Raw genomic sequence first — 23,689 nt, forward strand, 5'->3', positions numbered from 1 at the left:
GCGACCCCCGCACAACCTGTCCGGGTGCGGCTAGGCTTCCCCGGTGCGTGGAATCCTACTTGCCGGCGGCACCGGGTCACGGCTCTGGCCGATCACCCGGGCGGTCTCGAAGCAGCTGATGCCGGTCTTCGACAAGCCGATGATCTATTACCCGCTCTCCACCCTGGTGATGTCCGGGGTTCGCGAGATCCTGGTGATCACGACTCCGGACGACCAGGACCAGTTCCGTCGGCTGCTCGGCGACGGCAGCCAGTTCGGGCTGCGGCTGGAGTACGTCAGCCAGGAGCGCCCGGAGGGCATCGCGCAGGCGTTCATCCTCGGCGCGGACTTCATCGGCACCGAGTCGGTGGCGCTGGTGCTCGGCGACAACATCTTCCACGGCGTGGGTCTGGGTCGGCAGCTCGCCGCCCACGGTGACCCGGTCGGCGGGCGGGTCTTCGCCTATCAGGTGGCCAACCCGCAGGAGTACGGCGTGGTCGACTTCGACGCCGAGGGCCGGGTGCTCTCGATCGAGGAGAAGCCGGCCCGGCCGAAGTCCCGTTACGCGGTGCCCGGCCTCTACTTCTACGACAACCGGGTCGTGGACATCGCCCGCAAGCTCACCCCGAGCGCCCGGGGCGAGCTGGAGATCACGGCGGTCAACGAGGTGTACCGGGAGACCGGGGAGCTGTCGGTGACGGTGCTGGATCGCGGCACCGCCTGGCTGGACACTGGCACGTTCACCTCGATGATGCAGGCCGCCGAGTTCGTCCGGGTGGTCGAGGAGCGACAGGGTCTCAAGATCGGTTGTGTCGAGGAGGTCGCCTGGCGGGCGGGTCTGATCGACGACGCGCAGCTGCGCGCCCTCGCCGAGCCGCTGACCAAGAGCGGTTACGGCGACTACCTGCTCCGTCTGCTCACCGAGCAGGCCGGCGACGGGGGTTCCTGGTGAAGATCCGGGAGCTGAGCATCGAGGGCGCCTGGGAGATCACCCCCCAGCAGCACGGTGACCCGCGCGGCATGTTCATGGAGTGGTACCGCTTCGACAAGCTCGCCGAGGCGGTGGGCCATCCGCTGCGGCTGGCCCAGGCCAACCTGTCGGTCTCCGCGCGTGGCGTGGTGCGCGGCGTCCACTTCGCCGACGTCCCGCCCGGGCAGGCCAAGTACGTCACCTGCGTGCGGGGCGCGGTCCTCGACGTGATCGTGGACCTGCGGGTGGGTTCGCCGACCTTCGGCCGTTGGGAGGGCGTCCGGCTCGACGACACCGACCGTCGGGCGGTCTACCTCAGCGAGGGTTTGGGGCACGGGTTCTGCGCGTTGACCGACGACGCGACGTTGAGCTATCTCTGCTCGGCCACCTACAACCCGACCGGCGAGCACGCGGTGCACCCGCTCGACGAGGAGTTGGGCATCGAGTGGCCCGCCGAGGTGCCGCTGCTGTCGGCGCGCGACGACGCGGCGCCGACCCTCGCCCAGGCCCGCGAGCGGGGCCTGCTCCCGGAGTACGACAGCTGCCGGCGGTTCGTGGCGAGCCTCGGCCCGGACGGAATGTCGCACTCAACCGGTATGTGACCGCGCTCGGGGCACGACCTGTGGTCTGACAGTGACGAACCGGGCCTCCGGGCGGCTAATGTCACACCATGGAGCGGCGAATCTTCGGCCTCGAGACCGAGTACGGCGTCACCTGCACCTATCGCGGGCAGCGGCGGCTGTCCCCGGACGAGGTCGCGCGGTATCTGTTCCGTCGCGTGGTGTCCTGGGGTCGGTCGAGCAATGTCTTCCTGCGCAATGGAGCCCGGCTCTACCTGGACGTCGGGTCGCATCCGGAGTACGCGACACCGGAGTGCGACTCGGTGACCGATCTCGTCGCCCACGACCGGGCCGGCGAGCGGATCCTGGAGGGCCTGCTCGTCGACGCGGAGAAGCGGCTGCACGACGAGGGCATCGCGGGTGAGATCTACCTGTTCAAGAACAACACCGACTCGGCCGGCAACTCGTACGGGTGCCACGAGAACTACCTGGTCTCCCGGCACGGCGAGTTCGGCCGGCTCGCCGACGTACTCATCCCGTTCCTGGTCACCCGGCAGTTGATCTGCGGGGCCGGCAAGGTCCTGCAAACCCCACGCGGCGCTGTCTACTGCCTCTCGCAGCGGGCCGAGCACATCTGGGAGGGCGTCTCCTCGGCGACCACCCGCAGCCGCCCGATCATCAACACCCGCGACGAGCCGCACGCCGACGCCGAGCGCTACCGGCGGCTGCACGTGATCGTCGGCGACTCCAACATGAACGAGGTCACCACGCTGCTCAAGGTCGGCACCGCCGACATCGTGCTGCGGATGATCGAGGCCGGGGTGGTGATGCGCGACCTGTCCCTGGAGAACCCGATCCGGGCCATCCGGGAGGTGTCGCACGACATCACCGGCCGGCGCAAGGTGCGGCTGGCCAACGGCAAGGAGGTCAGCGCCCTGGACATCCAGCAGGAATACCTCGCCAAGGCCACCGAGTTCGTCGAGCGACGCGGTGGCGACCAGGCCGCCAAGCGGGTCGTCGAGCTGTGGGGCCGGGTGCTCAACGCGGTGGAGAGCGGCGATCTGGAGCCGGTCTCCCGGGAGATCGACTGGGTCAGCAAGCTGCGGCTGATCGAGCGTTACCAGCGCAAGCACGACCTGCCGCTGTCGCACCCCCGGGTGGCGCAGATGGATCTGGCGTACCACGACGTGCGCCGTGGCCGGGGCCTCTACGGGCTGCTGGAGCGCCGCGGCGACGTGGACCGGGTGGCCACCGACCCGGAGATCTTCGAGGCCAAGGAGACCCCGCCGCAGACCACCAGGGCCCGACTGCGGGGCGAGTTCATCCGGCACGCCCAGGAGAAGCGCCGGGACTTCACCGTCGACTGGGTGCACCTGAAGCTCAACGACCAGGCGCAGCGCACAGTGCTCTGCAAGGACCCGTTCCGGGCGTACGACGAGCGGGTGGAGCGGCTGATCGCCAGCATGTGACCGGTTGCCGGCCCCGGCGGCGCGCTGCGCCGACGGGGCCGGTCGGCCCGGCGCACTGAGCGGTTAAGCTGAGCGCGCCATGACGACTTCTGGACCTTCCGACCGCTCCGAGGGCGGCACCGAGCGGCAGAGCTGGGTCGAACGTCGGCGGGAGAAGATCCGCGCCGAGATCGACCGTAACCGGCGCGGTGAATACACGGTGCCGACCTGGGTGCTGGCCCTCGCCCTGGTGCTCATCGTCGGCGGCTGGCTAGCCCTGATCTTCCTGGCCTAACCCATCCCCACCCCGGGCGTCCTCCCCGCCCGCGCCTGCGTCGATCATGGAGTTACTGCCATGACACGCCGAGGCGGCGGGTAATAACTTCATGATCAAACGGGGTGGGGCGGGGGTCGGTGGGGTGGGTTAGGGGAGGTGGGTTGCGGCGTGGCGGCCGGCGGCTGCCGCCGCCAGGAAGTACGCGTGGTCGGCGTCGAGGCCACGGCCCATGGTGGACAGCGGCACGGTGCTGGCCCGCAGCGCGGCGTCGAGACCGTCGATGGGCACCCGGACGATCCGGTGCCGGGCCGCCAGGGGCGCCAGCGCCGCGTCCACCTCGGCCGCGAGCGACGGCGCCAGGTCCTCGGGCACCACCAGGTCCGCCGGGGCGAGCGCCACCCGGCCGTACGCGGTGAGGCTGTGGTGTGAGACGCCGCGGTGCCGGGGGCGGGGGTCGGCGTCGGAGATGCGCAACGAGCCGACCGGCCGCCCGCCCAGCGTGGCGACCGCGTTGACCGCCTCACCGACGGCGACGCCGGAGAAACCCCAGCGGGTGCCGGTGCCCAGGTTGCCGGGGCCCTGAGCCACGATCGCCACGTCCGCGTGGAGCACGTGCCGGGCGGCGAGCAGACCGCCGTGCAGGGTGGTGGCCTCCAGGTCGCCACCGAACGCCTGCCCGACGGTGATCGTGCCGGCCAGTTCGGCCCGCAGCCCGGCGAGGGTGCGGGAGAACCAGGCGGGCAGCGCCCCACCGTCGGTGAGCAGGTACGCCACCCGCGCCTGGGGGGCGTCGGCCCGGATGCCGGCCAGGATCGCCGGGAGCGCCGAGTGCAGGTCGGCGGTGACCACCGGCAGGCCGCCCAGGTCGTCCGCGTCGGCCAGCACGTCGCGGTACGGGGACGCCTCCTCGTCGACGCCGAGGAGGATCGGCTGCAACGGCGTGTAGCGGGCCTTGACGAGGTGCCCGGCGTCGCGGGTGTCGGCGACGTCCGGCGGGTCCGGCGGCAGCCGGTCCGGCAGGGCCACCACAAGCGCGTACCCGCCGGTGCCGAGCCCCATCAGCAGCGCGCCGGCGTTGAGCAGCACCCGGTCGCCGGGCTCGGGCGTGCCGACCAGCTCCGGGTACGCGAGGGCCCGCATCCGCGTGCCGTCGGGAAGGTCGACGTCGAGCTCCACCGCCCCGGTCCACTGCCGTCGCAGCGTCGCCACCGTCCCCGTACGCCATCGCACCATGACGGGCACGCTAGCCGCGCGGGCCCGGCGGCCCGCGCCCGGGTGTGGGTCAGGTCGGTTCGGGGCCGCCGGCGTCCGGGCTCGGCCGGGCCTGGGTGTGTCGGGCGGTGCCGGTGGCGCCCGGCATCGAACGGGTGGGGTCGAGGAAGACGAAGCGGATCTCCGGGTACCGGCCGGTGAGCCGCCGTTCGGCCTCGTCGGCGGTGGCCTCGATCTGCGCGCCGGTGGCCTCGTCGCGGAAGTCGACCTTTGCGGCGACCAGGATGTCCTGCGGGCCGAGTTGCATGGTCAACAGGGTGTCGATGCGCTCCACCTCGGGCAGCCCGGCCAGCTCGTGCTCGATCTCGTGGCGCAGCCGCTCCGGCACGGCCCGGCCGACCAGCAGCGACAGGTTGTTGCCGGCGAGGACCCCGGCGACCGTCAGCAGCAGCAGGCCGATCAGGATCGACGCGACGCCGTCCCACACCTCGTCGCCGGTGGCGTGCGACAGGCCGACGCCGAGCCCGGCCAGCACCAGACCGACCAGGGCCGCGCTGTCCTCCAGGAAGACCGCCTTGACCGTGGTGTCGGCGGTCAGCCGCAGGAACCGCCGGGGTGTGGTCTGCCAGCGCCGCGACTCGCGGCGGACCTGCCGCACGGCACGGGTCAGTGAGATCGACTCGATGACGAACGACACAGCGAGCACGATGTACGAGATCAGGTAGTCGCCGCTGTGCTCGTGCACCAGGATCGTGGTGACGCCGTGGGTGACGGCGAAACCGGCGCCGGCGACGAACGTGAACATCGCCGCGAAGAACGCCCAGACGTAGCTCTCCTTGCCGTACCCGAAGGGATGTCGCTGGTCGGCCGGACGGGCGCCGCGGCGCAGCGCCTGGAAGAGCAGCACCTCGGTGGTGGTGTCGGCGACCGAGTGCGCCGCCTCGGAGAGCATCGCGGCGGATCCGGAGATCAGCCCGGCGATCAGCTTGGCCACCGCGATGGCGAGGTTGGCGGCGCCGGCGACGACGACGGTGCCGGTGCTCTCGCTTCCGCGCCTGGCCTCCGCTTCCGACATGAGGATCACCATATGACCGGAGACGGCGACGCGCCGGGGGAGGCCCGATCCGAACAAGTGTGCGGCACGCCCGCGTGGGTGCACGGTGTGGGCGGGTCGGCTGCTAGCGTCTACCGCGTGTCGCGGACCCGCACCGAACGCCTGGTCAACCTGGTGATCTGCCTGCTGTCCACGCGACGGTTCCTGACCGCCGCGCAGATCGCCGCGACCGTGCCCGGTTACGAGCACGATCCGGACGATGCGCGCGACCACGAGGCGTTCCAGCGCAAGTTCGAGCGGGACAAGGCCGAGCTGCGCGAGTTGGGTGTGCCACTGGAGACCGGCACGGCGAGCGCCTTCGACGCCGAGCCCGGTTACCGGATCGCCCACCGCGAATACGCGCTGCCCGACATCCTGCTCGAACCGGACGAGGCCGCCGCGGTCGGCATCGCGGCCCGGCTGTGGCAGCACGCCGGGTTGGCCGCCGCCGCGTCGTCCGGGCTGGCCAAGCTGCGGGCCGCCGGGGTGGACGTGGACCCGCAGGCGACTCTCGGCCTGGAGCCGATGGTCACCGTCGACCCGGCGTTCGCGCCGCTGACCGCCGCTGCCCGGGACCGCCGCGAGGTGGGGTTCGACTACCGGGTGCCCGACCGCGACGCGCCCACCCGGCGGCGGCTGCAACCGTGGGGCGTGGTCTGCTGGCGCGGCCGGTGGTATGTGGTCGGCCACGATCAGGACCGGGACGCGACCCGCTGCTTCCGGCTGTCCCGGGTCGTCGGCGCGGTCCGGGTGACCGGCGCCCCCGGCGCGTACGAGCCGCCGGCCAACGTCGACCTGATCAGCCACGTGGCCCGCTGGTCGGGCCCGGTGGAGCGCACCGGCCGGGCCACCGTGCTGGCCGCACCGGGGCGGGCCGCCGGGCTGCGCCGCTGGGCGGTGGAGGTGACCGCCGGGCCGGACGGCGACCGGCTGGTCCTGCCGTACGCGGACCCGGACGGGCTGGCCGGTCATCTCGTCGGCTACGGCCCGGACGTGCGGGTCCTCGACCCACCGGAGGTCCGCGAGGCGGTCATCCAACGACTCAAGGAGATCGCCGTGCGTCACGACGAGCTGGCCGTCAGCGGGGGTGCCCGGTGACTCGCCCGGCCGCCCGCAACGGTTCCCGCGCGTCCGCCGACCGGCTGGCCCGACTGCTCAACCTGGTGCCCTACCTGCTGGCCCGGCCCGGCATCGAGATCGCCGAGGCGGCCGGTGACCTGGGCGTCACCGAACGCCAGCTCCGGGAGGACCTGGAGCTGCTCTGGGTGTGCGGGCTCCCCGGGTACGGCCCCGGTGACCTGATCGACATGGCGTTCGACGGTGATCGGGTGACCATCACCTACGACGCCGGCATCGACCGGCCGTTGCGGCTGACCCCCGACGAGGCCCTCGCGCTCGTGGTGGCGCTGCGGATGCTGGCCGAGACGCCCGGGGTGGCCAACCGGGAGGCAGTCGAACGGGCCCTCGCCAAGATCGAGGCCGCAGGCGACCTGGTGGGCGCCCCGGTGGCGGTCCGGTTGCCCGGGGACACCCGGCGGGTCGAGGCGCTACGCGCCGCCGTGGAGGGCGGTAAGGCCCTGCGGATCACCTACTACACGGCCGCTCGGGACGAGACCACCGAGCGGGTCATCGACCCGCTGCGGATGCTCATGGTCGGCGGCCGGGCGTACGTGGAGGCGTGGTGTCGGCGCGCGGAGGCCGTCCGGCTGTTCCGCGCCGACCGGATCGACGCGATCACCGAGTTGGACGAGCCGGCCACTGTGCCGCCGCAGGCCGTGCCGCACGACCTCACCGAGGGCGTCTTCCGTCCGTCGGCCGACCTGCCGCTGATCACCCTGCGCATCGGCCGGGGCGAGCGGTGGATCACCGAGTACTACCCGTGTGAGCGGGTGGAGGCCGGCGACGGCGACCAGTGGCTGGTCTCCCTGCGGGTCACCGACCTGGGGTGGGCCCGCCGGTTCGTGCTGGGCCTCGGCCCTGAGGTGACGGTGGTCGCCCCGGTCGAGTTGGCAGAGCAGGTGCGGGCGACGGCGGCCGCCGCGCTGGACGCGTACGCCGTGCCCACGCCCACGGCGGTGCCCCGGCCAGCTGAGGCCGACCCGGAGGACGCGCCGTCGGGTGACCCGGCGGTGGCCGGCCGCACCCAGTAGGCTGACCGCCGTGCTGATCTGGATCGTGCTCGCGGTGGTGCTGCTACCCCTTGTGGCGCTCGCGTTGGCCGTGCGCCCGGTGTTGGCCCGGCTGCCCCGACTGCGCCGCGCCGCCGTGGCGTTGCAGCGGCGGGCCGTCGAGGCCGAGGCGCTGCGGGAAACCGCCGAGGCGCTGCAACAGCGTGCCGAGGACGTTCAACGTCGGCTCGACACCACATCCCGGCGACTTGCGGTGATCAAGGCCAAGCGCGGCTGATCGAGCGCGCACCCGGCGGTGGTTGACGGATCATCGCGGGTTGGTCAAGACTTCACCCTCCCGGCCGAACCACCACCACCCAGCGGGTGGCGGGCAGCCGATCCGCACGTACGATGGGCTGCGTACCACCCCCCGGACACAGAGCGACTGGAGCTTCTCATGGGTGCCCTCAAGCCGTGGCACATCGCTGTTCTCGTGGTTGTGCTGATCCTGCTCTTCGGTGCGAAGCGGCTCCCCGACGCGGCCCGTTCGCTGGGTCGGTCGCTGCGGATCATCAAGGCCGAGACCAAGAGCCTGCAGGACGACGACCGCGACCTCGCCGAGAAGGCTGACGCGCAGGCCGGCTACCAGCCGCTGCCGCCGCACGCCGGGCAGCAGGCGCCGTACGCCGGCCAGCCGCAGCAGGCCCCGTACCAGCAGGCCCCGCCGCAGCAGCCGGTCGTCGACCCGGTGCACCGCGTCCGCGACAACTGACCGAAGGGGCCCCACTCCCGTGGCCTTCGCCCTGCGTAAACGCGGCCCGAGCAGCTTCGAACGGGCCGCCGACGGCTCGATGACGCTCATCGAGCACGTCCGCGAGCTGCGCAATCGTCTCTTCCGCGCGTCCGTGGCGATCCTGATCGGGTTCGGCCTCGGTGTGTGGTTGGCCGAGCCGGTGCTGCACCTGCTCCAGCAGCCCTACTGTGAGCTGCCACAGGCGAGATATGTCGACGGCAAGTGTGAGTTCGTGCAGCTCGGCCCGGCCGACCTGTTCCTGCTCAACCTGAAGGTCGCGCTCTGGGTCGGGTTGATCGTGGCCGCGCCGGTCTGGCTCTACCAGCTCTGGGCGTTCATCGCGCCGGGCCTGCACCGGCACGAGCGGCGCTACGCGTACTTCTTCACCGCGTTGGCCGCGCCGCTGTTCGCGGCCGGCGCGGTGCTGGCGTACTTCGTGACGGCCAAGGGCCTGGAGTTCCTGCTCAGCATCTCGGACAGCGAGATCAGCACGACGCTGGAGATCACCAAGTACATCTCCTTCGTCACCAACCTGATCCTGTTGTTCGGGGTGGCCTTCGAGTTCCCGTTGATCGTGCTGATGCTCAACTTCGTGGGCATCGCCAGCGCGAAGCGGCTGCTCAGCTGGTGGCGGGTGGCGATCTTCGTGTTCTTCGCGTTCTCCGCCGTGGTCACCCCCACCCCGGACCCGTTCGGGATGACGGCCCTGGCGATCTGCCTCTCCGCGCTCTACTTCGGTGCGGTGGGTATCGCCTTCATCAACGACAAGCGGCGTGGGCGGGGCAAGGAGATCTACGCCGGCATCGACGACGACGAGGTGTCACCGTTGGAGTTCGACGCGGACCCGGTCGTGGCCGGGCAGCGGGTCGACTCGACAGCACCGATCGGCGTACCCGAACCGGTCGCCCCACCGGCGCCGATCGAACGTCGTTACGACGACATGACCTGACGGTCGCGCACCACCCGTTCTGCCGACGCCGTCCCCGGTTCCCGGGGGCGGCGTCGTCGTGTGGCGAGTTCACTCGGCGCGCCGGCGGCGGAACCGATGGTGACGGCGGCTGCCCCTGGTGAACGGCGGGTGTCCGACCGGTACGGTGCTGCCCGTGACCGCAGACGATCACCTGCCCGGCCCGGTCGCCGTGCTCGTCAACCCGACCGCCGGTCGTGGACGGCACCGCGCGCTGCTGCCTCGGCTGCTGGACGGGTTGGCCGCCGCCGGGCGGCCGGTCCGGCTGCTGCCGGCGTCCAGCCCCGCCGAGGCGGAGGCGGCGTGCCGGGCCGCCGTCGCGGACGGCGCCGGCGCGTTGGTCGCGGTCGGTGGGGACGGCACCGTGCACCGGGCGTTGCAGGCCGTCGCCGGGACCGATGTGCCGTTCGGTCCGATCCCGGCCGGCACCGGCAACGACTTCGCCCTGGACACCGGCTTCCCGGCCGACCCGCTCGCGGCAGCGGCGGTGATCGCCGAGGCGGTGCGCGACGGCCGCAGCCAACCTGTCGACCTGGCCCGGATGGCCGGCGTCGACGGTGCCGAGCGCTGGTACGGGGCGGTCCTGGCGGCCGGGTTCGACGCGATCGTCAACGAGCGGGCCAACCGGATGCGTTGGCCACGCGGCCCGCGCCGGTACGACCTGGCGATCCTGGTCGAGCTGGCCCGGCTGCGCCCACGCCGGTACACGCTGCGCCTCGACGGGGTGCCGCACGACCTGGACGCGGTGCTCGTGGCAGTGGGCAACTGCCCCACGTACGGCGGTGGGATGCGGATCTGCCCCGACGCGGACCCGACCGACGGGCTGCTCGACGTGGTGGTGGCGGGTCGGGTGAACCGGCGGACCCTGGTCCGGGTGAAGCCGCGTATCTATCAGGGCACCCACGTCAGCCACCCGCTGGTGCGCAGCTTCCGGGCCCGCACCGTGGAGTTGGCCGCCGAGGGCATCACCTCGTACGCCGACGGGGAACGCTCCCTGGAGCTGCCGGTGACGGTCAGCGCGGTCCCGGGCGCGCTGCGGCTGCTGCGTTGACCCGTACCGCGCCGATGCTCGCCGCGATGACCAGCACGATGGCGGCGCATTCCAGCACTGTCAGCGCCTGCCGCAGCACCAGCCACCCGGCGAGCGTGGCGACGGCCGGGCCGAGGCTCATCAGCACCGCGAAGGTGGCGGTGGGCATCCGCCGTAGCGCCAGCAGTTCCAGGGTGTAGGGCAACCCGGAGGCGAGCACCGCGAGGGCGGTGCCGAGCGCCAACACCTGTGGGTCGAGCAGCACCGCGCCGCCGTCGACGATGCCCAGTGGCAGGGTGACGAGCGCGGCGAGGGCGAGCGCCAGGGCCAGCCCGTCCGCGCCGGGAAAGCGGCTGCCGACGCGGGCGCTCAGCACGATGTACGCGGCCCACATGGCGCCCGCCCCGAACGCGAAGGCCACCCCGACCGGGTTCAGCCGGTCGAAGCCACCCTGCCCGAGCAGCGCCACCCCGGCCAGGGCGAGCCCCGCCCAGCCCCAGCTGGCCAGGCGTCGGGCGGAGAACACCGACAGCGCCAGCGGGCCGAGCACCTCGAGCGTCACCGCCGGGCCGAGCGGGATGCGTTCGATGGCCTGGTAGAACAGCGAGTTCATGCCGGCCAACGCCAGCCCGAACGCGCCGGCCGCGAGCCAGGCCGACCGGTCGTGCCCGCGCAGGCGGGGCCGGCACACGACGAGCAGCAGCACCGCCGAGATGGCCAGCCGCAGGGTCACCGCCCCGGCCACCCCGGTACGCGGGAAGAGCAACGCGGCCACGGCCGAGCCGAACTGCACCGACAGGGCCCCGCCGAGCACCAGCCCCACGGCGGCGACACCGCCGCGCCGGGCTGTTGGTGTCTCGGCCGGCGGTGGCGTGGGCAGCAGGATCTCGGTCACGGGCACGACGGTAGGCGCTCAGCTCCGGCTGTCCGCCGGGGGCGTCCACCTGTGTGACCGACGGCGGGCCCGGCACGGGTCGGGCGGGTGTCGCTCAGGCCGGCAGGGCGAGGTCGAGCACCGCGCCCAGCCCGTTCTCCCGGCCGGGCTCGGCCGCCGGGAGCACCAGCACCGAGCAGCCGGCGGCGACCGCGCCCGCGTCCGCCGGGGTGTCACCGACCATCAGGGTCTGCTCCGGGTCGACGCCCAGCATCCCGCAGGCACGCCAGAAGATCGCCGGGTCGGGTTTGCAGCGTCCCACCTCGTACGAGAGCACGAACGCGTCGACCAGGTCGGTCAGCCCCCAGGTGTCGAAGTGTGGCCGCAGGTCGAAGCCGATGTTGCTGACCACCGCCACCGGGACCCCGGCGTCGCGCAGCGCGGTCAGGGTGGGGGCGGTGTCGGCGTACGGTAGCCAACCCTCGGCGGTCAGCAGCCGCTCGTAGAGCGCGTCGGCGAAACCGTCGATGCCGGCGTCGACGGTTTCGGCCAGCCCGGTGTACGCGCCCCGGTGGGCGTGTTGGTAGAGGTCCCGGTCGGCCCACAGTTCGGCCAGCCGGGGCGGCACCCGTGCCGGCAGTGGCCCACCGGCGCGGCCGGCGGTCAGCAGCCGGTCGGCCAGTGAGGTGGCGCGGACCCGGTCCAGGGTGACGCCGCACGCCGCCGCGGCCTCCAGCACCCACCGCTGGGGGTCCTCCACCTGGGCCAGGGTGCCGTGGAAGTCGAAGAGCACCGCCTTGACAGGGCGTCGGGACGCCCGTTGGGCGGCGGGCGCCTCGGCGGTGCCCGGCGGACTGGTCTGGGGCGGTTCGGCATGGTCCGGCACGCCGTGCACCCTACCGACCGCCCCCGACCGTGCCTCCGGACGGCCTTGTGCGGTGATGCGACTCGGCACGCACTAATCTTGGTGCCATGTCGAGCCCCGCCGAGCGGTACGCAGCGGCGCGCCGTAAGGCCGCACAAGCCGCACAGTTTCCGGCGCTGGACGAGTTCGCCCTCGAGTTGGGGTTCGACCTCGACGACTTCCAGCGGGAGGCGTGTCAGTCGCTGGAGCGGGGCAGCGGTGTGCTGGTCTGCGCTCCGACCGGCGCGGGCAAGACGGTGGTCGGGGAGTTCGCCGTCCACCTGGCGTTGCGCGGTCGGCCCGACGACCGGGTGCCCGCCGCCGACGCGACGACCCCGCCGGCGCGGCGCAAGTGCTTCTACACCACGCCGATCAAGGCGTTGTCCAACCAGAAGTACCACGACCTGGTCGCCCGGTACGGCGCCGAGCAGGTCGGCCTGCTGACCGGCGACAACGCGATCAACGGCGACGCGCCGGTGGTGGTGATGACCACCGAGGTGCTGCGCAACATGCTCTACGCGGGTTCCAGCACTCTGCAGGGCCTCGCGTACGTGGTGATGGACGAGGTGCACTACCTGGCCGACCGGTTCCGCGGCGGGGTGTGGGAAGAAGTGATCATCCACCTGCCCGCCTCGGTCACCCTGGTCTCGTTGTCGGCGACCGTCTCCAACGCCGAGGAGTTCGCCGACTGGCTGGTCACCGTGCGCGGCGAGACCGCCGTGGTGGTCAGCGAGCACCGGCCGGTGCCGTTGTGGCAGCACATGCTGGTCGGCAAGCGGATGTTCGACCTGTTCCACGACGCCGACGCCGCCCGCAAGCACGACGTGCACCCGGAGTTGCTGCGCTACACCCGGGACACCGTGCGTCGCCTGGAGTTGGGGGAGGGGCGCAGCGCGGGCCCCGGCGCCGGCCGGCGTGGCCCGCGCTGGCGTGGCCCGATGCGCCCGGACATCGTCGACCGACTGGACCGGGAGGGTCTGCTACCGGCGATCCTGTTCATCTTCAGCCGGGCCGGGTGCGCCGCCGCCGTGCAGCAGTGTCTCGCCGCCGGGCTGCGGCTCACCTCGGCGGAGGAGCGGGCCGAGATCCGCCGGGTCGTCGAGTCCCGGGTCACCGCCATTCCCGGCGAGGACCTGTCGGTCCTGGGCTACTGGGAGTGGCTGGACGGCCTGGAACGCGGCCTGGCCGCCCACCACGCGGGCATGCTGCCGGTGTTCAAGGAGATCGTCGAGGAGTTGTTCGTTCGCGGCCTGGTCAAGGCGGTCTTCGCCACCGAGACCCTGGCGTTGGGCATCAACATGCCGGCCCGCTGCGTGGTCCTGGAACGGCTGGTCAAGTACAACGGCGAGGCGCACGTCGACCTGACCCCGGGGGAGTACACGCAGCTCACCGGCCGCGCCGGCCGCCGTGGCATCGACGTGGAGGGGCACGCCGTGGTGGTGTGGTCCCCGGAGACGGACCCACGGCACGTGGCGGGGCTCGCGTCCACCCGCACCTACCCGCTGCGCTCCAGCTTCCGGCCGTCGTACAACATGGCCGTTAACCTGGTCGGCACGGTCGGCGCGGAGCCGGCCCGGGCCCTGCTGGAGTCGTCGTTCGCCCAGTTCCAGGCGGACCGGTCGGTGGTCGGCCTGGCCCGGCAGGTGCAGCGCAACACCGAGACCATCGAGGCGTACGGCGCGGAGGCCGCCTGCCACCACGGCGACTTCGACGAGTACTTCGCGCTGCGGGTGGCGATCGCCGACCGGGAGAAGGCGATCGCCCGGCAGGGGCAGACCCAGCGCAAGGCCGCCGCGGTGGCCTCGTTGGAGCGGCTGCGGGTCGGCGACGTGATCCGGGTGCCGTCGGGCCGACGGGCCGGGTTGGCCGTGGTGCTGGACCCGGCGACCGGCGGGTTCGGTGAGCCCCGGCCACTGGTGCTCACCCAGGACCGGTGGGCCGGGCGGGTGAGCCCCGGCGACTTCACCACCCCGGCCGAGGTGCTGGCCCGGATCCGGGTGCCCAAGCACTTCAACCACCGGTCGCCGGGCGCTCGACGGGATCTGGCCGCCGAGGTCAGCGGCACCGGCCTGGACCGGCACGGTGGCCGACGCGGGGGCCGCTCCCGCCAGGTGAGCGGCGAGGACCACCGGATCACCCAGCTCCGCACCGAGCTGCGCCACCACCCCTGCCACGCCTGCCCCGAGCGGGAGGAACACGCCCGCTGGGCGGAGCGGCGTCGGCGGCTGGAGCGCGACACCGAGGAGCTGCGCGAGCGGGTGTCCGGGCGTACCGGCTCCCTCGCTCGGACGTTCGACCGGATCGTGGCGTTGCTGACCGAGCGTGGTTACCTCGCCCGCGACGGCGCGGTCACCGACGCCGGTCGGATGCTGGGCCGGATCTGGACCGAGGCGGACCTGCTGGTCGCCGAGTGCCTGCGCCGGGGGGTGTGGAACGGGCTGTCCCCGGCGGAACTGGCCGCCGCGGTGTCCGTGGTGGTGTTCGAGGCGCGTCGTGATGTCGACGAGCGGGCGTCGCTGCCACGCGGGCCGGTCGCCGACGCGGTGGACGAGACGCTGAAGCTGTGGGGGGAGATCGAGGCCGACGAGGCGGCGCGGGGGCTGACCGCGACCCGGGAGCCGGATCTCGGTTTCGCCTGGCCCGTCTACCGGTGGGCCCGGGGCGAGGCGCTGGCCAAGGTGCTCGGCAGCGGGCACGAGATCGATGGTGAGATGCCAGCTGGTGACTTCGTCCGGTGGGCCCGACAGGTCGTCGACCTGCTCGGTCAGATTGCTGACTCCGGTGGTGCCGCAGCGGAGCTGCGGTCTACCGCTCGACAAGCCATAGCGGCCGTCAATCGAGGCGTTCTCGCGTACCACACGTCCGCCTGACCATTACGTTCGGTGATTGTCGGCGGCTGAATCGACGCAGCGCACGGTCACCGCAACAGCACCCCGCGAATGGCCGAGGGGTGCTGTTGCGCCTGGTCACAGCACCCCTGATCATTGCCGAGGCGTCTTGTTGACGCGTCGGTAACGAATGGGGAGAAGGCCGCCGTGGCGGAGATCAATCACTTTGAGTACGGGTGGATCACGCCCGCGCTGAGCTACGCGCTGTCCGTGTTCGGTTCGATCCTCGGTCTGGTCTGCGCCGGGCGCATCCGCGCGGCCCGGACGAGCGGTCAGCGGGCGTGGTGGGGTCTGCTGTCGGCTTGGGCGCTGGGCGGCACCGCCATCTGGGCGATGCACTTCATGGCCATGCTCGGCTTCGCCGTCGAGAACACCCGGATCCGCTACGACGTGCCGTTGACCGCGGCCAGCACGGCCATCGCCGTGGTGGCGGTCGGTATCGGCCTGGCCATCGTGGGCACCGGGCGGCTGAATCCGGTACGACTGATCGCTGGCGGCATCCTCACCGGTGCCGGGGTGGCCTCCATGCACTACACCGGAATGGCCGCCATGCGCCTCAACGGCAGCCTCGGCTACGACACCGACCGTGTCGTGCTCTCCGTGGTCATCGCCGTGGTGGCGTCCACAGTCGCTCTGTGGCTCGCGATGACCGTCCGGCGTGGGGTGGCGATCTTCGCCTCTGCGCTGGTCATGGGGATCGCCGTCAACGGGATGCACTTCACCGGCATGAGCGCCCTGTCGGTGCACCGCCACGAAGGCACGGGTGAGGTGACCGGTGCGGGGGTGAGCACCCTGCTGGTGCCGATCGTGCTGGCGGTGGTCTTCGGGGTGGTCGGACTGCTCTACGCGCTGCTCGCCGCCCCGACCGACGACGATCGGGCCGCCGCCGCGTACCTGGATGGTCGCCGGCTCTCGGAGCCGGCACCCCCGACGCCCACCGCCGCTCCCGACCCGGTCGGGTTGCGCGCCCGCTCCACCCTCGGCCAGCCGGGAACCCCGTTCCCGTCCCGCCGGGACACGCCGCCGCGCTGACGACGTGCGGTCGGCCCCGCCTCACGCCGCCGGCGCGGAGCGGATCAGGCTGGCCGGCGGTCGGGGCGGCTGCGGCCGATGGTGAGGGTGGCCAGCAGCCCGGGGTGGTCGGTCGCGCCGTGCATGGGCACCACGGTGCGGCAGCAGAGCGTGACGTCGGTGGTCGCCGTGATGTGCTGCAGTCGGCCGTCGTCGATCCGCTGATGGCCCGGCGGCGTGCAGGACCGCACGTCGGGGTCGTGCCCGGCGCGCAGGTTGAGGTCGCCGCCCAGCACTGTGGGCTCGTACCCGGCGTCGCGGCTGATCGACGGCAGGATGGTGTCGAGCAGGTGGTCGCACTGGGTGAGCGCGACGCGGTAGCCGGTGGCCGACAGGTGTGTGGTGCAGGCGAGCAGGGCGCCGTCGACGTCGACGCAGAGCCAGGCTCGTTCCTCGGGGTCCGCGAGGTCCTGGGTGGGGTGGGTCCCGGCGTACACGGTGTGCGGGGCGGCTGGCGTCCGCACGTGGGTCAGCAGCCCGATGCCGAAGCGTTGGCCGTTGCGACAGCGGGTGTCGTCGCCACTCGGGCGGTCGCCGGCGGCCTGGAACGCGGCCACCACGGTCCGGCCAGGGTGGATGGTCTGGAACACGTCGTGCAGGGCGGACAGGTCGCCCGCGCAGATCTCGTTGAGGGTGACCAGGTCGGGTGCCTCAGCGGTGATCACCTCGGCGGCCCTGGCCATCGCTCGGCCGGTGTAGCAGCCGGCGCGGCCACTGTTGCAGAGGTTCAGCTGGAGCATCCGCAGAACCGTGGGCTGCGGGGCGTGCGCGGCGTCGGCGATGACGGTCGGTGGCACTGTCGGCCGCGTGGCCGGCAGTGCGGCAGCGGCGAGGAGGCAGCCCACCGCCAGGGTGCGGCGCAGGAACCGGTACGAACGGGCGGCCACACTGACTCCGGGGTGCACGAGGCGACGGTCATCGCCGAGGTGCCAGTGATCCTACTGGCGGCCGACCGGCGAACGGGATCCAGAGCAGTGGGCTGAGGGGGCACCCGCGCGGCGGGTACCCCCTCGGGTCGGTCAGTGGGCGCGGACCGCGACGGCGGTGTACGGCGTGGTGGGGGTCGGCGGTGTGGTGAACCGGGCGTTGGGCAGGTAGAGCCGGCCCAGCGCCTTGGCGACGGTGGTGGGCACGTCGAAGTTCGGGTCGGTGATGGTGCTGGTGAGCGTGCCGGCGGTGCCGGCGTGGTTCAGCCGGACCACCGCGATCTGGTTGAGGCGGTTCTGCACGACGTAGAGGGTGCGGCCGAGCAGCAGCAGTCCATCGCCGTTGGTGAAGGTGTGGCCCGGTACGTCCACGACTGTGCTCGCGCCGGTCGCCGGGTCGACCCGGTACAGCGTGCCGGTGGTCGACTGGACGACGACAAGCGCCCGGCCGTCCGGTGTGGTGGCGATGCCGTTGAGGTTCACCCCGGTGCCGACCTGCTCGTACGCGCCGGTGAGCGTGATCGTGGTGAAGGCGTCGGCGGGCGGCAGCGCCCCACCGCGACCGAGCGGCAGCCGGTAGAGCACCGGCCGGTTCGAGTCTGTGAAGTACGCGGCGTCGCGGGTCAGCACGACGTCGTTGACGAACGTCGGGGCGGTGGCGAACTGGTAGCGGGCCAGAACATCGCCGGTGCGGGTGTCGAGCACGCGAGCGTCGCCAGCCGTGCCACCGGCGACAAACAGCCGGCCGCGTGGGTCGACCTTGAGGCCGAGCGACGGCGTGCCGGTGGCCGCGCCGATCGTCGTACCCCGGCCGGTGACCAGGTCGACGCGCTGGATGGCACCGGTCGCGCGGGAGCCGAAGTACGCGTACCGGCCGGCGGTGGCGATGCCCTCGGGCTGGAAGCCGTCGGGAAGGGCGAGGACGGCCGGCGGCCGGTTCGCGGGGTGCGCCTGTGCCTGCGCCGGCGCGACGACGGCGGTGGCCAGCAGGGCGGCGGTCAACGCGCCGCCGAGCGTGGTGCGGAGGGGGCGGTTCACTGTGCTCCTTCCGGGCGGAAAGCGGCACGAGCCGACACGTCCGCCACGTCTACTGGGGCCAGGACCCTCCCCACTGTACGACCGCTGGCGGTCGTGCGCCCGGCGTCACCGGCGCGGCCCTCGGGTGACCGCGCCGGTGAGCCCGTCGAGCGGGGCGGCTGTCAGGCGTTGCGGACCAGCCTCCACCGGTTGTCGGCGCTGCCGTTGTCGGAGTCCTGCACGGCCTGCGCCCCCATGGCGGTCGACCCGTTCAGGATCCCGAGCAGCTTGTTGCTGTTGACGTTGCGGATCTTGTAGGTGCCGTCGCCGTTGTCGACGAGGATCCACCGGTGATCGGCGGTGCCGTTGTCGGCCCACTGCAGGACGCGAGCGTTGTCGGCGGTGGACATGTTCTCCACACCCAGCACCTTGCCGCTGTTGACGTTGCGGAACCGGACCGCGTTGCCGTCGGTCACGACCACCCAGTTGTGGTCGGCGGTGCCGCTGTCGCTCCACTGCACGGCCAGCCCACCGTCGGCGGTGGACATGTTCTGCACGCCGAGGACCAGGCCGGTGCCGACGTTGACCAGGCGGTAGCTGCCGCTGGGGTTGCCGCCTCCGCTGGTGTTCCAGTAGACCGTGTAGTTGAAGCCGTGGGCGTCGTAGAAGGGGCCGAGGTTCACAGTGGACCCGTTGGCGCTGGCGGTGAACGCGAGCGAGCTGGTGCTGGTTCGCGCGATCGAGGAAACGGTGACTGACGGCAGGGCGCTGAGCGTGGTGTTGCCGTAGTTGCCGGCCAGCACCGTCGGGCCGTACGTGACGGCGGCGACCGAGGCGTTGTCGTTGGCGGCCCGCATGACGACCTGCATCGGCAGCCGCACGGTGATGGTGTCGCCGGCGGCCCAGGTGCGGGTGACAGTGGCGTAGCTGCCCGGTGTGGTGGCGACATTCTGCGCCGTGCCGTTGACGGCGATCGTCGCGCCGGTGGTCCAGGACGGGATCCGCACCCGGATGCTCCACGAGCCGCTCATCGACCCGGACAGGGTCAGGGTGCTGGTGTCGCTGACCGGGTAGCTGGTGCTCTGGGTGACGGTGATGCCGCGCTGCGTCCAGTTCAGCACCGACGGCGTGAACAGGTTCACGCTCAGCGTCGTGCCGTTGTAGAAGTAGATGGAGTCCATCAACCTGGTGTTGATCTCCAGGCCGGTGCCCTGGCAGCACCAGAAGGAGTTGTAGTCGGTGCTCCAGGTGCCGCCGCCCCACGCCGGGCCCACGCCACGACGTCCACCCGGCCGCAGCGGGGTGAAGTAGGTGATGTGGCCGTGGCTGTCGGCCGGGTTCTGCCCGCCGATCAGGTGGTTGATCAGGGCGCGCTCGTAGAAGTCGAAGTAGTCGGTCCGGTTCGGGTCGAGCAGCCACAGCTCCCGGGTCAGTTTGAGCATGTTGTACGTGTTGCACTGCTCGCAGGTGTCGTTGCTGAGGTAGCCGGCGATCGCGTTCGGCGCCCGGAAGTGCTCCGCCTGGCTGTTGCCGCCGATGACGTAGGAGTGCGCGCCGACGGTGATGTTCCACGCGTTGCTGGCGATGTCCCGGTAACGGGTGGTCCCGGTCGCCTTGAACTCCCGGGCCGCGCCGATCCACTTGGGCACCTGGGTGTTGGCGTGCAGGCCGTTGAGCTGGTCCTGGTTGGCGGCCAGCGGGTTGAACACCGCGGCGTGGTCGAACCGCTGGGCGGTGGTGAGCCAGCGGGAGTCGCCGGTCTGCTGGTAGATGTCGGTGAGCACGTCGTTCATGCCACCGAACTCGGTGCCCAGCATCGACTGCATCTGGCTGGCGCTCAGCCGGCTCGTCCGGGCGTCGACCCAGCCGGCGAGGGCCAGCAGGACCGTGCGGGCCTGGGTGTTTCCGGTGTAGCGCCAGACGTCGAGCAGCCCGGCGAGGGTCTTGTGGATGCAGTAGTAGGGCACGTTGCCGTTGGACAACGTGCGTGCCTCGAGGGCCGTGAAGTCGGACTCCGGGAAGCCGGAGAGGTAACCCGCGCCGAACCCGGCGGCGGAGTTGTTGGCCTGACACTTGGCCAACTCGGCCACCATGTAGGTGGCCTTGTCCCGGCAGGTGGTGTCGCCCAGCACCGCGTACGCGTACGCCCAGGCGGTCAGGAAGTGCCCCTGCATGTGGGTCCGGAACGGGAAGTTCGGCGCGTCCCAGCCGCCGTTGGTGGCGGCGCCGTTTGTGGACAGCCGGTGGTTGGCGCGGAAGTTGTAGAGCATCCGGTCGACGTCGACGAACCGCAGATAGTTGAGCGTCCGGGTCTGGTTGTCCATCAGACGGCCGGCGGTGAGTCGTACCTGACCGGGGTCGAAGGCGTACGCCGAGACGCCGATGTCGGAACGGACCGGGGGCACGACGGCGGCGGACGCGCTTCCGGGGGAGACGGCGGCGCCGGTCGCGGAGACCACCACTGTGGCTCCGGCGGCCTGGAGCAGGTGGCGGCGGCTGAGGGGCGGGGGTGGCATGGGGAACCTCCAAGGGGCCGGGTTTCCGGGGCCGCCATCGACGGCGGTGGGTCGTCGGCGGAACACTGCCGACGCCGGGGGGTGCGGTGTGGGTGGGTGGGACGCGTTCGCCGTGTGCGCCGGGTGCCCACCCCTGCGCTTATCGCGGCACATCGATGTGATCGCTAACATAGTTGGTCGTTAACACGCCCGCAACCCTCGGGGTGCCTCGCCGACCCATTCCCGTGACGCCCGACCGCAGGGGTGCCCGGCCCGATGGCAGCAATGGTCCGAAACGGACATCCCTCGACTCCCGATCACCGGAGCGTGACCGGGTGTGAGGGAGGCCGACGGCTTCCCGTCCGTTGACGCCCGCCCGGTCGCTCAGTACGGTGCATCGTAAATCTTCGATGTCAACGTCGATACATCAATGCTGCGATGTGGTTACGACGGTCATCCCACGCCTCACAAAAACCCAGGTCAGATGAGAGAGGGGACACTCGGAAATAGCTGTTAGCGCTAACACGGCCGCCGGTCGTGCTGCCTGGCGTGCGAACGGCAACGCCCGTTCGAGCGGCCGCCAGCGCAGCGGTGGCTCGCCAGTCAGACATCGCGTACCGCGCACTCTCTGTGGGAGTAATCGTGAAAGTGAAAGATCGAACCACAACCCGGGCCACCCGCCGGGCCAGGCGCGCCATTGCCTGGCTGGCGAGCATGGCCTGTGTCCTCGCCCTGATCCCGGCCACGGCCAGGGCCGACAACCCCATCGTGCAGAACATCTACACCGCCGACCCGGCGCCGTTGGTGCACAACGGCCGGGTCTACCTCTACACCGGACATGACGAGGACGGATCCACCTACTTCACCATGCGCGAGTGGCGGGTGTACTCGTCCGCGGACATGGTGAACTGGACCGACCACGGCTCCCCGATGAGTCTGGCGACCTTCGCCTGGGCGGACGCCAACGCGTGGGCCGGGCAGGTCATCGCGCGTAACGGGAAGTTCTACTGGTACGTCCCGGTACGCCAGCGCTCGAACGGGCAGATGGTCATCGGCGTCGGGGTGGCGGACAGCCCCACCGGGCCGTTCCGCGACGCGCTCGGTCGACCACTTGTCGGCAACAACGAGATCGATCCGACCGTTTTCATCGACGACGACGGGCAGGCGTATCTGTACTGGGGTAACCCGGGTCTGTGGTACGTGAAGTTGAACCCGGACATGATTTCGTTCTCCGGCAGCGCGACGCGCATTCCGCTCACGACGGCGGGGTTCGGTACCCGCAGCGGTAATGCGAGTCGGCCGACCCTCTACGAGGAGGGGCCGTGGGTTTTCAAGCGCAACGGGTTGTATTACAACGTCTTCGCGGCCGAGTGTTGCTCCGAGTTCATCGCGTATTCCACCGCGACCGGGCCGACGGGACCGTGGACGTATCGGGGAACGATCATGCCGCGGCAGGGCGCCAGTTTCACCAATCACGCGGGTGTGATCGATTTCCAGGGTGGTTCGTATTTCTTCTATCACAACGGGGCGCTGCCCGGCGGCAGTGGATACACCCGGTCGGTCGCTGTGGAGAAGTTCAGTTACAACAGCAACGGCACGATTCCGACGATCACCATGACGAACACCGGCGCCCCGCAGGTGGGCACCTTGAACCCGTACGTGCGGCAGGAGGCCGAGACGATCGCCTGGGGCTCCGGGATCGAGACCGAGGTGTCCAGCGAGGGCGGGATGAACGTCGGCTGGATCGAGAACGGCGACTACATCAAGGTCAAGGGCGTCGCGTTCGGCGCGGGCGCGACCTCGTTCAACGCCCGGGTCGCGTCGGCCACCAGCGGCGGCCGGATCGAGGTACGCCTCGACAGCGCCAGCGGCCCGGTGGTGGGCACCTGCACCGTGGGTGGCACCGGCGGGTGGCAGACCTGGACCACCACCACGTGCGGGGTGAGCGGAGCCACCGGCACCCGTGACCTTTACCTGCGCTTCGCCGGCGGCAGCGGCAACCTCCTCAACCTCAACTGGTGGCAGTTCAGCGGCAACACCGGCGGTGGTGGCACAGTGCTCACCAACGGCGACGTCGAGAACGGCACGACCGGCTGGGGTCTGCACGGCAGCGGAACGCTCTCCAGGAACACCGCCGTCGCACACGGCGGCAGCGGGTCGCTGTCGATCACCGGCCGGACCGGAGCGTGGAACGGCCCCGGCCAGGACGTGACCTCGAAGCTCACCAACGGCAAGAGCTACACCACGAACGTCTGGGTGCGGTCGCAGAGCGGTACGCCGTCGGCGAAGGCGACCCTGTCGTTGACCGCCAACGGCACGACGAACTACCTCCAGCTGACCCCGGCGGTGGGGGTGAACGTCAACGGCTGGACCCTGCTCACCGGCACCACGACCGTGTCGTGGAGCGGCACGCTGTCCAGCGCGACGTTCTATGTCGAGACCGCGGAGGGCACCGACAGCTTCCTCGTCGACGACGCCTCGTTCCAGTGAACGTGTGCTGCCGGAGCCCGCGCTCGGCGCGGCTCCGGCAGCACGGCTACCCGCCCCGCCACTGCGACGGAGCGACAGGTGCTCGGCGCCGTTGGTTACGACTTGACGAACGGCATGTTATCGCTCACAGTCGATGGTTGAGGGTGGCCGCACCTGTGGTTCACCGGGCGAACCTGCTGTGGCCCCTCGGATGCCGACGTCCGCCCAGGGCATGCCGGACGTCGGATCAGGACTTCCCCGCACCGCTGCCGCGACGGCGACCATTGCTGACGTCTCCGATGTCGCAGGAGCAGATTCGGGCGTGCGTCTCCATCGCTGCACCACCACAGAGAAGGAATCCGCATGAATCACAGAAGAGCCCTGCGAGCGGCGGTGACCATCGCAGTCACCGGCGCTCTCGCCGCCGCTATGACGGTGACGCTGACTTCCACGGCCAGCGCCGGCACGACCCTCCGGGCCTCGGCGGCCGAGAAGGGCCGTTACTTCGGTGCGGCCGTCGCGACGGGCAAGCTCTCCACCAGCGCGTACACGACCATTCTGAACCGTGAGTTCAACAGTGTCGTGGCTGAGAACGAGATGAAGTGGGA

21 protein-coding genes are annotated in these 23,689 nt (G+C 71.4%); 14 read left to right on the top strand and 7 right to left on the bottom strand.

Features of this window, described 5'->3' with window-relative positions; all coding sequences use genetic code 11:
* Positions 1-43: 43 nt before the first annotated feature.
* From rfbA to ABZU74_RS11420, 4 genes are all read left to right on the top strand, one after another.
* Positions 44-931, top strand: a complete 888-nt coding sequence (gene rfbA, locus ABZU74_RS11405; protein WP_355421328.1) for a glucose-1-phosphate thymidylyltransferase RfbA — start codon at positions 44-46, stop codon at positions 929-931.
* Positions 928-1,551: a dTDP-4-dehydrorhamnose 3,5-epimerase gene (gene rfbC, locus ABZU74_RS11410; RefSeq protein WP_196922922.1), complete on the top strand. Its 624-nt coding sequence runs from the start codon at positions 928-930 to the stop codon at positions 1,549-1,551. Before rfbA ends, rfbC begins: the two co-directional genes overlap by 4 nt.
* A 68-nt stretch (positions 1,552-1,619) precedes the next feature.
* Entirely contained in the window at positions 1,620-2,978 is a 1,359-nt protein-coding gene (gene pafA, locus ABZU74_RS11415) for a Pup--protein ligase (RefSeq protein ID WP_210781723.1), read from the top strand.
* Between the two features lie 79 nt (positions 2,979-3,057).
* Entirely contained in the window at positions 3,058-3,252 is a 195-nt protein-coding gene (locus ABZU74_RS11420; protein ID WP_355421331.1) for a hypothetical protein, read from the top strand.
* 129 nt (positions 3,253-3,381) lie between these two features.
* On the opposite strand, the gene ABZU74_RS11425 is transcribed toward ABZU74_RS11420, so the two are convergent.
* Both ABZU74_RS11425 and ABZU74_RS11430 read right to left on the bottom strand, forming a co-directional pair.
* Positions 3,382-4,467, bottom strand: a complete 1,086-nt coding sequence (locus ABZU74_RS11425; RefSeq protein ID WP_355421334.1) for a DUF3866 family protein — start codon at positions 4,465-4,467, stop codon at positions 3,382-3,384.
* A 49-nt stretch (positions 4,468-4,516) separates the two neighbouring features.
* On the bottom strand, positions 4,517-5,521 hold the full coding sequence (locus tag ABZU74_RS11430) for a cation diffusion facilitator family transporter (RefSeq protein WP_355421337.1): 1,005 nt from the start codon (positions 5,519-5,521) through the stop codon (positions 4,517-4,519).
* Positions 5,522-5,638: 117 nt separating this feature from the next.
* Between ABZU74_RS11430 and ABZU74_RS11435 the strand changes: the two genes are divergently transcribed.
* From ABZU74_RS11435 to ABZU74_RS11460, 6 genes are all read left to right on the top strand, one after another.
* Positions 5,639-6,637 (top strand): WYL domain-containing protein, encoded by a 999-nt coding sequence (locus ABZU74_RS11435; RefSeq protein ID WP_355421340.1) that lies wholly within the window; start codon positions 5,639-5,641, stop codon positions 6,635-6,637.
* On the top strand, positions 6,634-7,689 hold the full coding sequence (locus ABZU74_RS11440; protein ID WP_355421342.1) for a YafY family protein: 1,056 nt from the start codon (positions 6,634-6,636) through the stop codon (positions 7,687-7,689). The genes ABZU74_RS11435 and ABZU74_RS11440 overlap by 4 nt, the downstream gene beginning before the upstream one ends.
* A gap of 10 nt (positions 7,690-7,699) precedes the next feature.
* Positions 7,700-7,945 carry a hypothetical protein gene (locus ABZU74_RS11445; protein WP_355421345.1) on the top strand — a complete coding sequence of 82 codons (246 nt, stop codon included), beginning with the start codon at positions 7,700-7,702 and terminating at the stop codon, positions 7,943-7,945.
* Between the two features lie 159 nt (positions 7,946-8,104).
* Positions 8,105-8,419: a Sec-independent protein translocase subunit TatA gene (gene tatA, locus ABZU74_RS11450; protein WP_124855346.1), complete on the top strand. Its 315-nt coding sequence runs from the start codon at positions 8,105-8,107 to the stop codon at positions 8,417-8,419.
* Positions 8,420-8,438: 19 nt separating this feature from the next.
* Positions 8,439-9,389, top strand: a complete 951-nt coding sequence (tatC, locus tag ABZU74_RS11455) for a twin-arginine translocase subunit TatC (RefSeq protein WP_355421348.1) — start codon at positions 8,439-8,441, stop codon at positions 9,387-9,389.
* Positions 9,390-9,534: 145 nt separating this feature from the next.
* On the top strand, positions 9,535-10,458 hold the full coding sequence (locus ABZU74_RS11460) for a diacylglycerol kinase (RefSeq protein WP_355421351.1): 924 nt from the start codon (positions 9,535-9,537) through the stop codon (positions 10,456-10,458).
* Here ABZU74_RS11460 and ABZU74_RS11465 read toward each other — a convergent pair.
* Both ABZU74_RS11465 and ABZU74_RS11470 read right to left on the bottom strand, forming a co-directional pair.
* The gene (locus tag ABZU74_RS11465; protein ID WP_355421354.1) at positions 10,421-11,332 is read right to left on the bottom strand and encodes an EamA family transporter; all 912 of its coding nucleotides are present in this window, start codon (positions 11,330-11,332) and stop codon (positions 10,421-10,423) included. The two genes, ABZU74_RS11460 and ABZU74_RS11465, sit on opposite strands and share 38 nt — an antisense overlap.
* Positions 11,333-11,426: 94 nt before the next feature.
* Complete coding sequence (locus ABZU74_RS11470; RefSeq protein WP_355421356.1) at positions 11,427-12,197, bottom strand: HAD-IA family hydrolase; 771 nt, start codon at positions 12,195-12,197, stop codon at positions 11,427-11,429.
* Positions 12,198-12,283: 86 nt separating this feature from the next.
* On the opposite strand from ABZU74_RS11470, the gene ABZU74_RS11475 reads away from it, so the two are divergent.
* Complete coding sequence (locus ABZU74_RS11475) at positions 12,284-15,085, top strand: DEAD/DEAH box helicase (protein ID WP_355421359.1); 2,802 nt, start codon at positions 12,284-12,286, stop codon at positions 15,083-15,085.
* A gap of 165 nt (positions 15,086-15,250) precedes the next feature.
* Positions 15,251-16,135, top strand: a complete 885-nt coding sequence (locus tag ABZU74_RS11480; RefSeq protein ID WP_355421362.1) for an MHYT domain-containing protein — start codon at positions 15,251-15,253, stop codon at positions 16,133-16,135.
* A gap of 44 nt (positions 16,136-16,179) precedes the next feature.
* Here ABZU74_RS11480 and ABZU74_RS11485 read toward each other — a convergent pair whose 3' ends face one another.
* The 3 genes from ABZU74_RS11485 to ABZU74_RS11495 form a co-directional block, all read right to left on the bottom strand.
* Positions 16,180-17,079 carry an endonuclease/exonuclease/phosphatase family protein gene (locus ABZU74_RS11485; RefSeq protein ID WP_355421365.1) on the bottom strand — a complete coding sequence of 300 codons (900 nt, stop codon included), beginning with the start codon at positions 17,077-17,079 and terminating at the stop codon, positions 16,180-16,182.
* Positions 17,080-17,193: 114 nt separating this feature from the next.
* Complete coding sequence (locus ABZU74_RS11490; RefSeq protein WP_355421368.1) at positions 17,194-18,138, bottom strand: superoxide dismutase; 945 nt, start codon at positions 18,136-18,138, stop codon at positions 17,194-17,196.
* Positions 18,139-18,299: 161 nt separating this feature from the next.
* Entirely contained in the window at positions 18,300-20,633 is a 2,334-nt protein-coding gene (locus tag ABZU74_RS11495; RefSeq protein WP_355421371.1) for a beta-L-arabinofuranosidase domain-containing protein, read from the bottom strand.
* Between the two features lie 693 nt (positions 20,634-21,326).
* On the opposite strand from ABZU74_RS11495, the gene ABZU74_RS11500 reads away from it, so the two are divergent.
* Together ABZU74_RS11500 and ABZU74_RS11505 are read left to right on the top strand one after the other, a co-directional pair.
* Positions 21,327-23,102: a family 43 glycosylhydrolase gene (locus ABZU74_RS11500; RefSeq protein ID WP_355421414.1), complete on the top strand. Its 1,776-nt coding sequence runs from the start codon at positions 21,327-21,329 to the stop codon at positions 23,100-23,102.
* A gap of 342 nt (positions 23,103-23,444) precedes the next feature.
* Positions 23,445-23,689 (top strand): endo-1,4-beta-xylanase (locus ABZU74_RS11505; protein ID WP_355421374.1); only part of this gene is annotated, 245 nt, incomplete at its 3' end.

The sequence above is a fragment of the Micromonospora sp. NPDC005171 genome (genome assembly GCF_040608575.1).
GTDB lineage: Bacteria > Actinomycetota > Actinomycetes > Mycobacteriales > Micromonosporaceae > Micromonospora.

Excerpts from the sequence above, each read along its gene's own strand:
- ABZU74_RS11475 (WP_355421359.1), top strand. The coding sequence starts at position 12,284 with ATGTCGAGCCCCGCCGAGCGGTACGCAGCGGCGCGCCGTAAGGCCGCA.
- ABZU74_RS11430 (WP_355421337.1), bottom strand. The coding sequence starts at position 5,521 with ATGTCGGAAGCGGAGGCCAGGCGCGGAAGCGAGAGCACCGGCACCGTC.
- tatA (WP_124855346.1), top strand. The coding sequence starts at position 8,105 with ATGGGTGCCCTCAAGCCGTGGCACATCGCTGTTCTCGTGGTTGTGCTG.
- ABZU74_RS11495 (WP_355421371.1), bottom strand. The coding sequence starts at position 20,633 with ATGCCACCCCCGCCCCTCAGCCGCCGCCACCTGCTCCAGGCCGCCGGA.
- ABZU74_RS11420 (WP_355421331.1), top strand. The coding sequence starts at position 3,058 with ATGACGACTTCTGGACCTTCCGACCGCTCCGAGGGCGGCACCGAGCGG.
- pafA (WP_210781723.1), top strand. The coding sequence starts at position 1,620 with ATGGAGCGGCGAATCTTCGGCCTCGAGACCGAGTACGGCGTCACCTGC.
- ABZU74_RS11500 (WP_355421414.1), top strand. The coding sequence starts at position 21,327 with ATGGCCTGTGTCCTCGCCCTGATCCCGGCCACGGCCAGGGCCGACAAC.
- ABZU74_RS11425 (WP_355421334.1), bottom strand. The coding sequence starts at position 4,467 with ATGGTGCGATGGCGTACGGGGACGGTGGCGACGCTGCGACGGCAGTGG.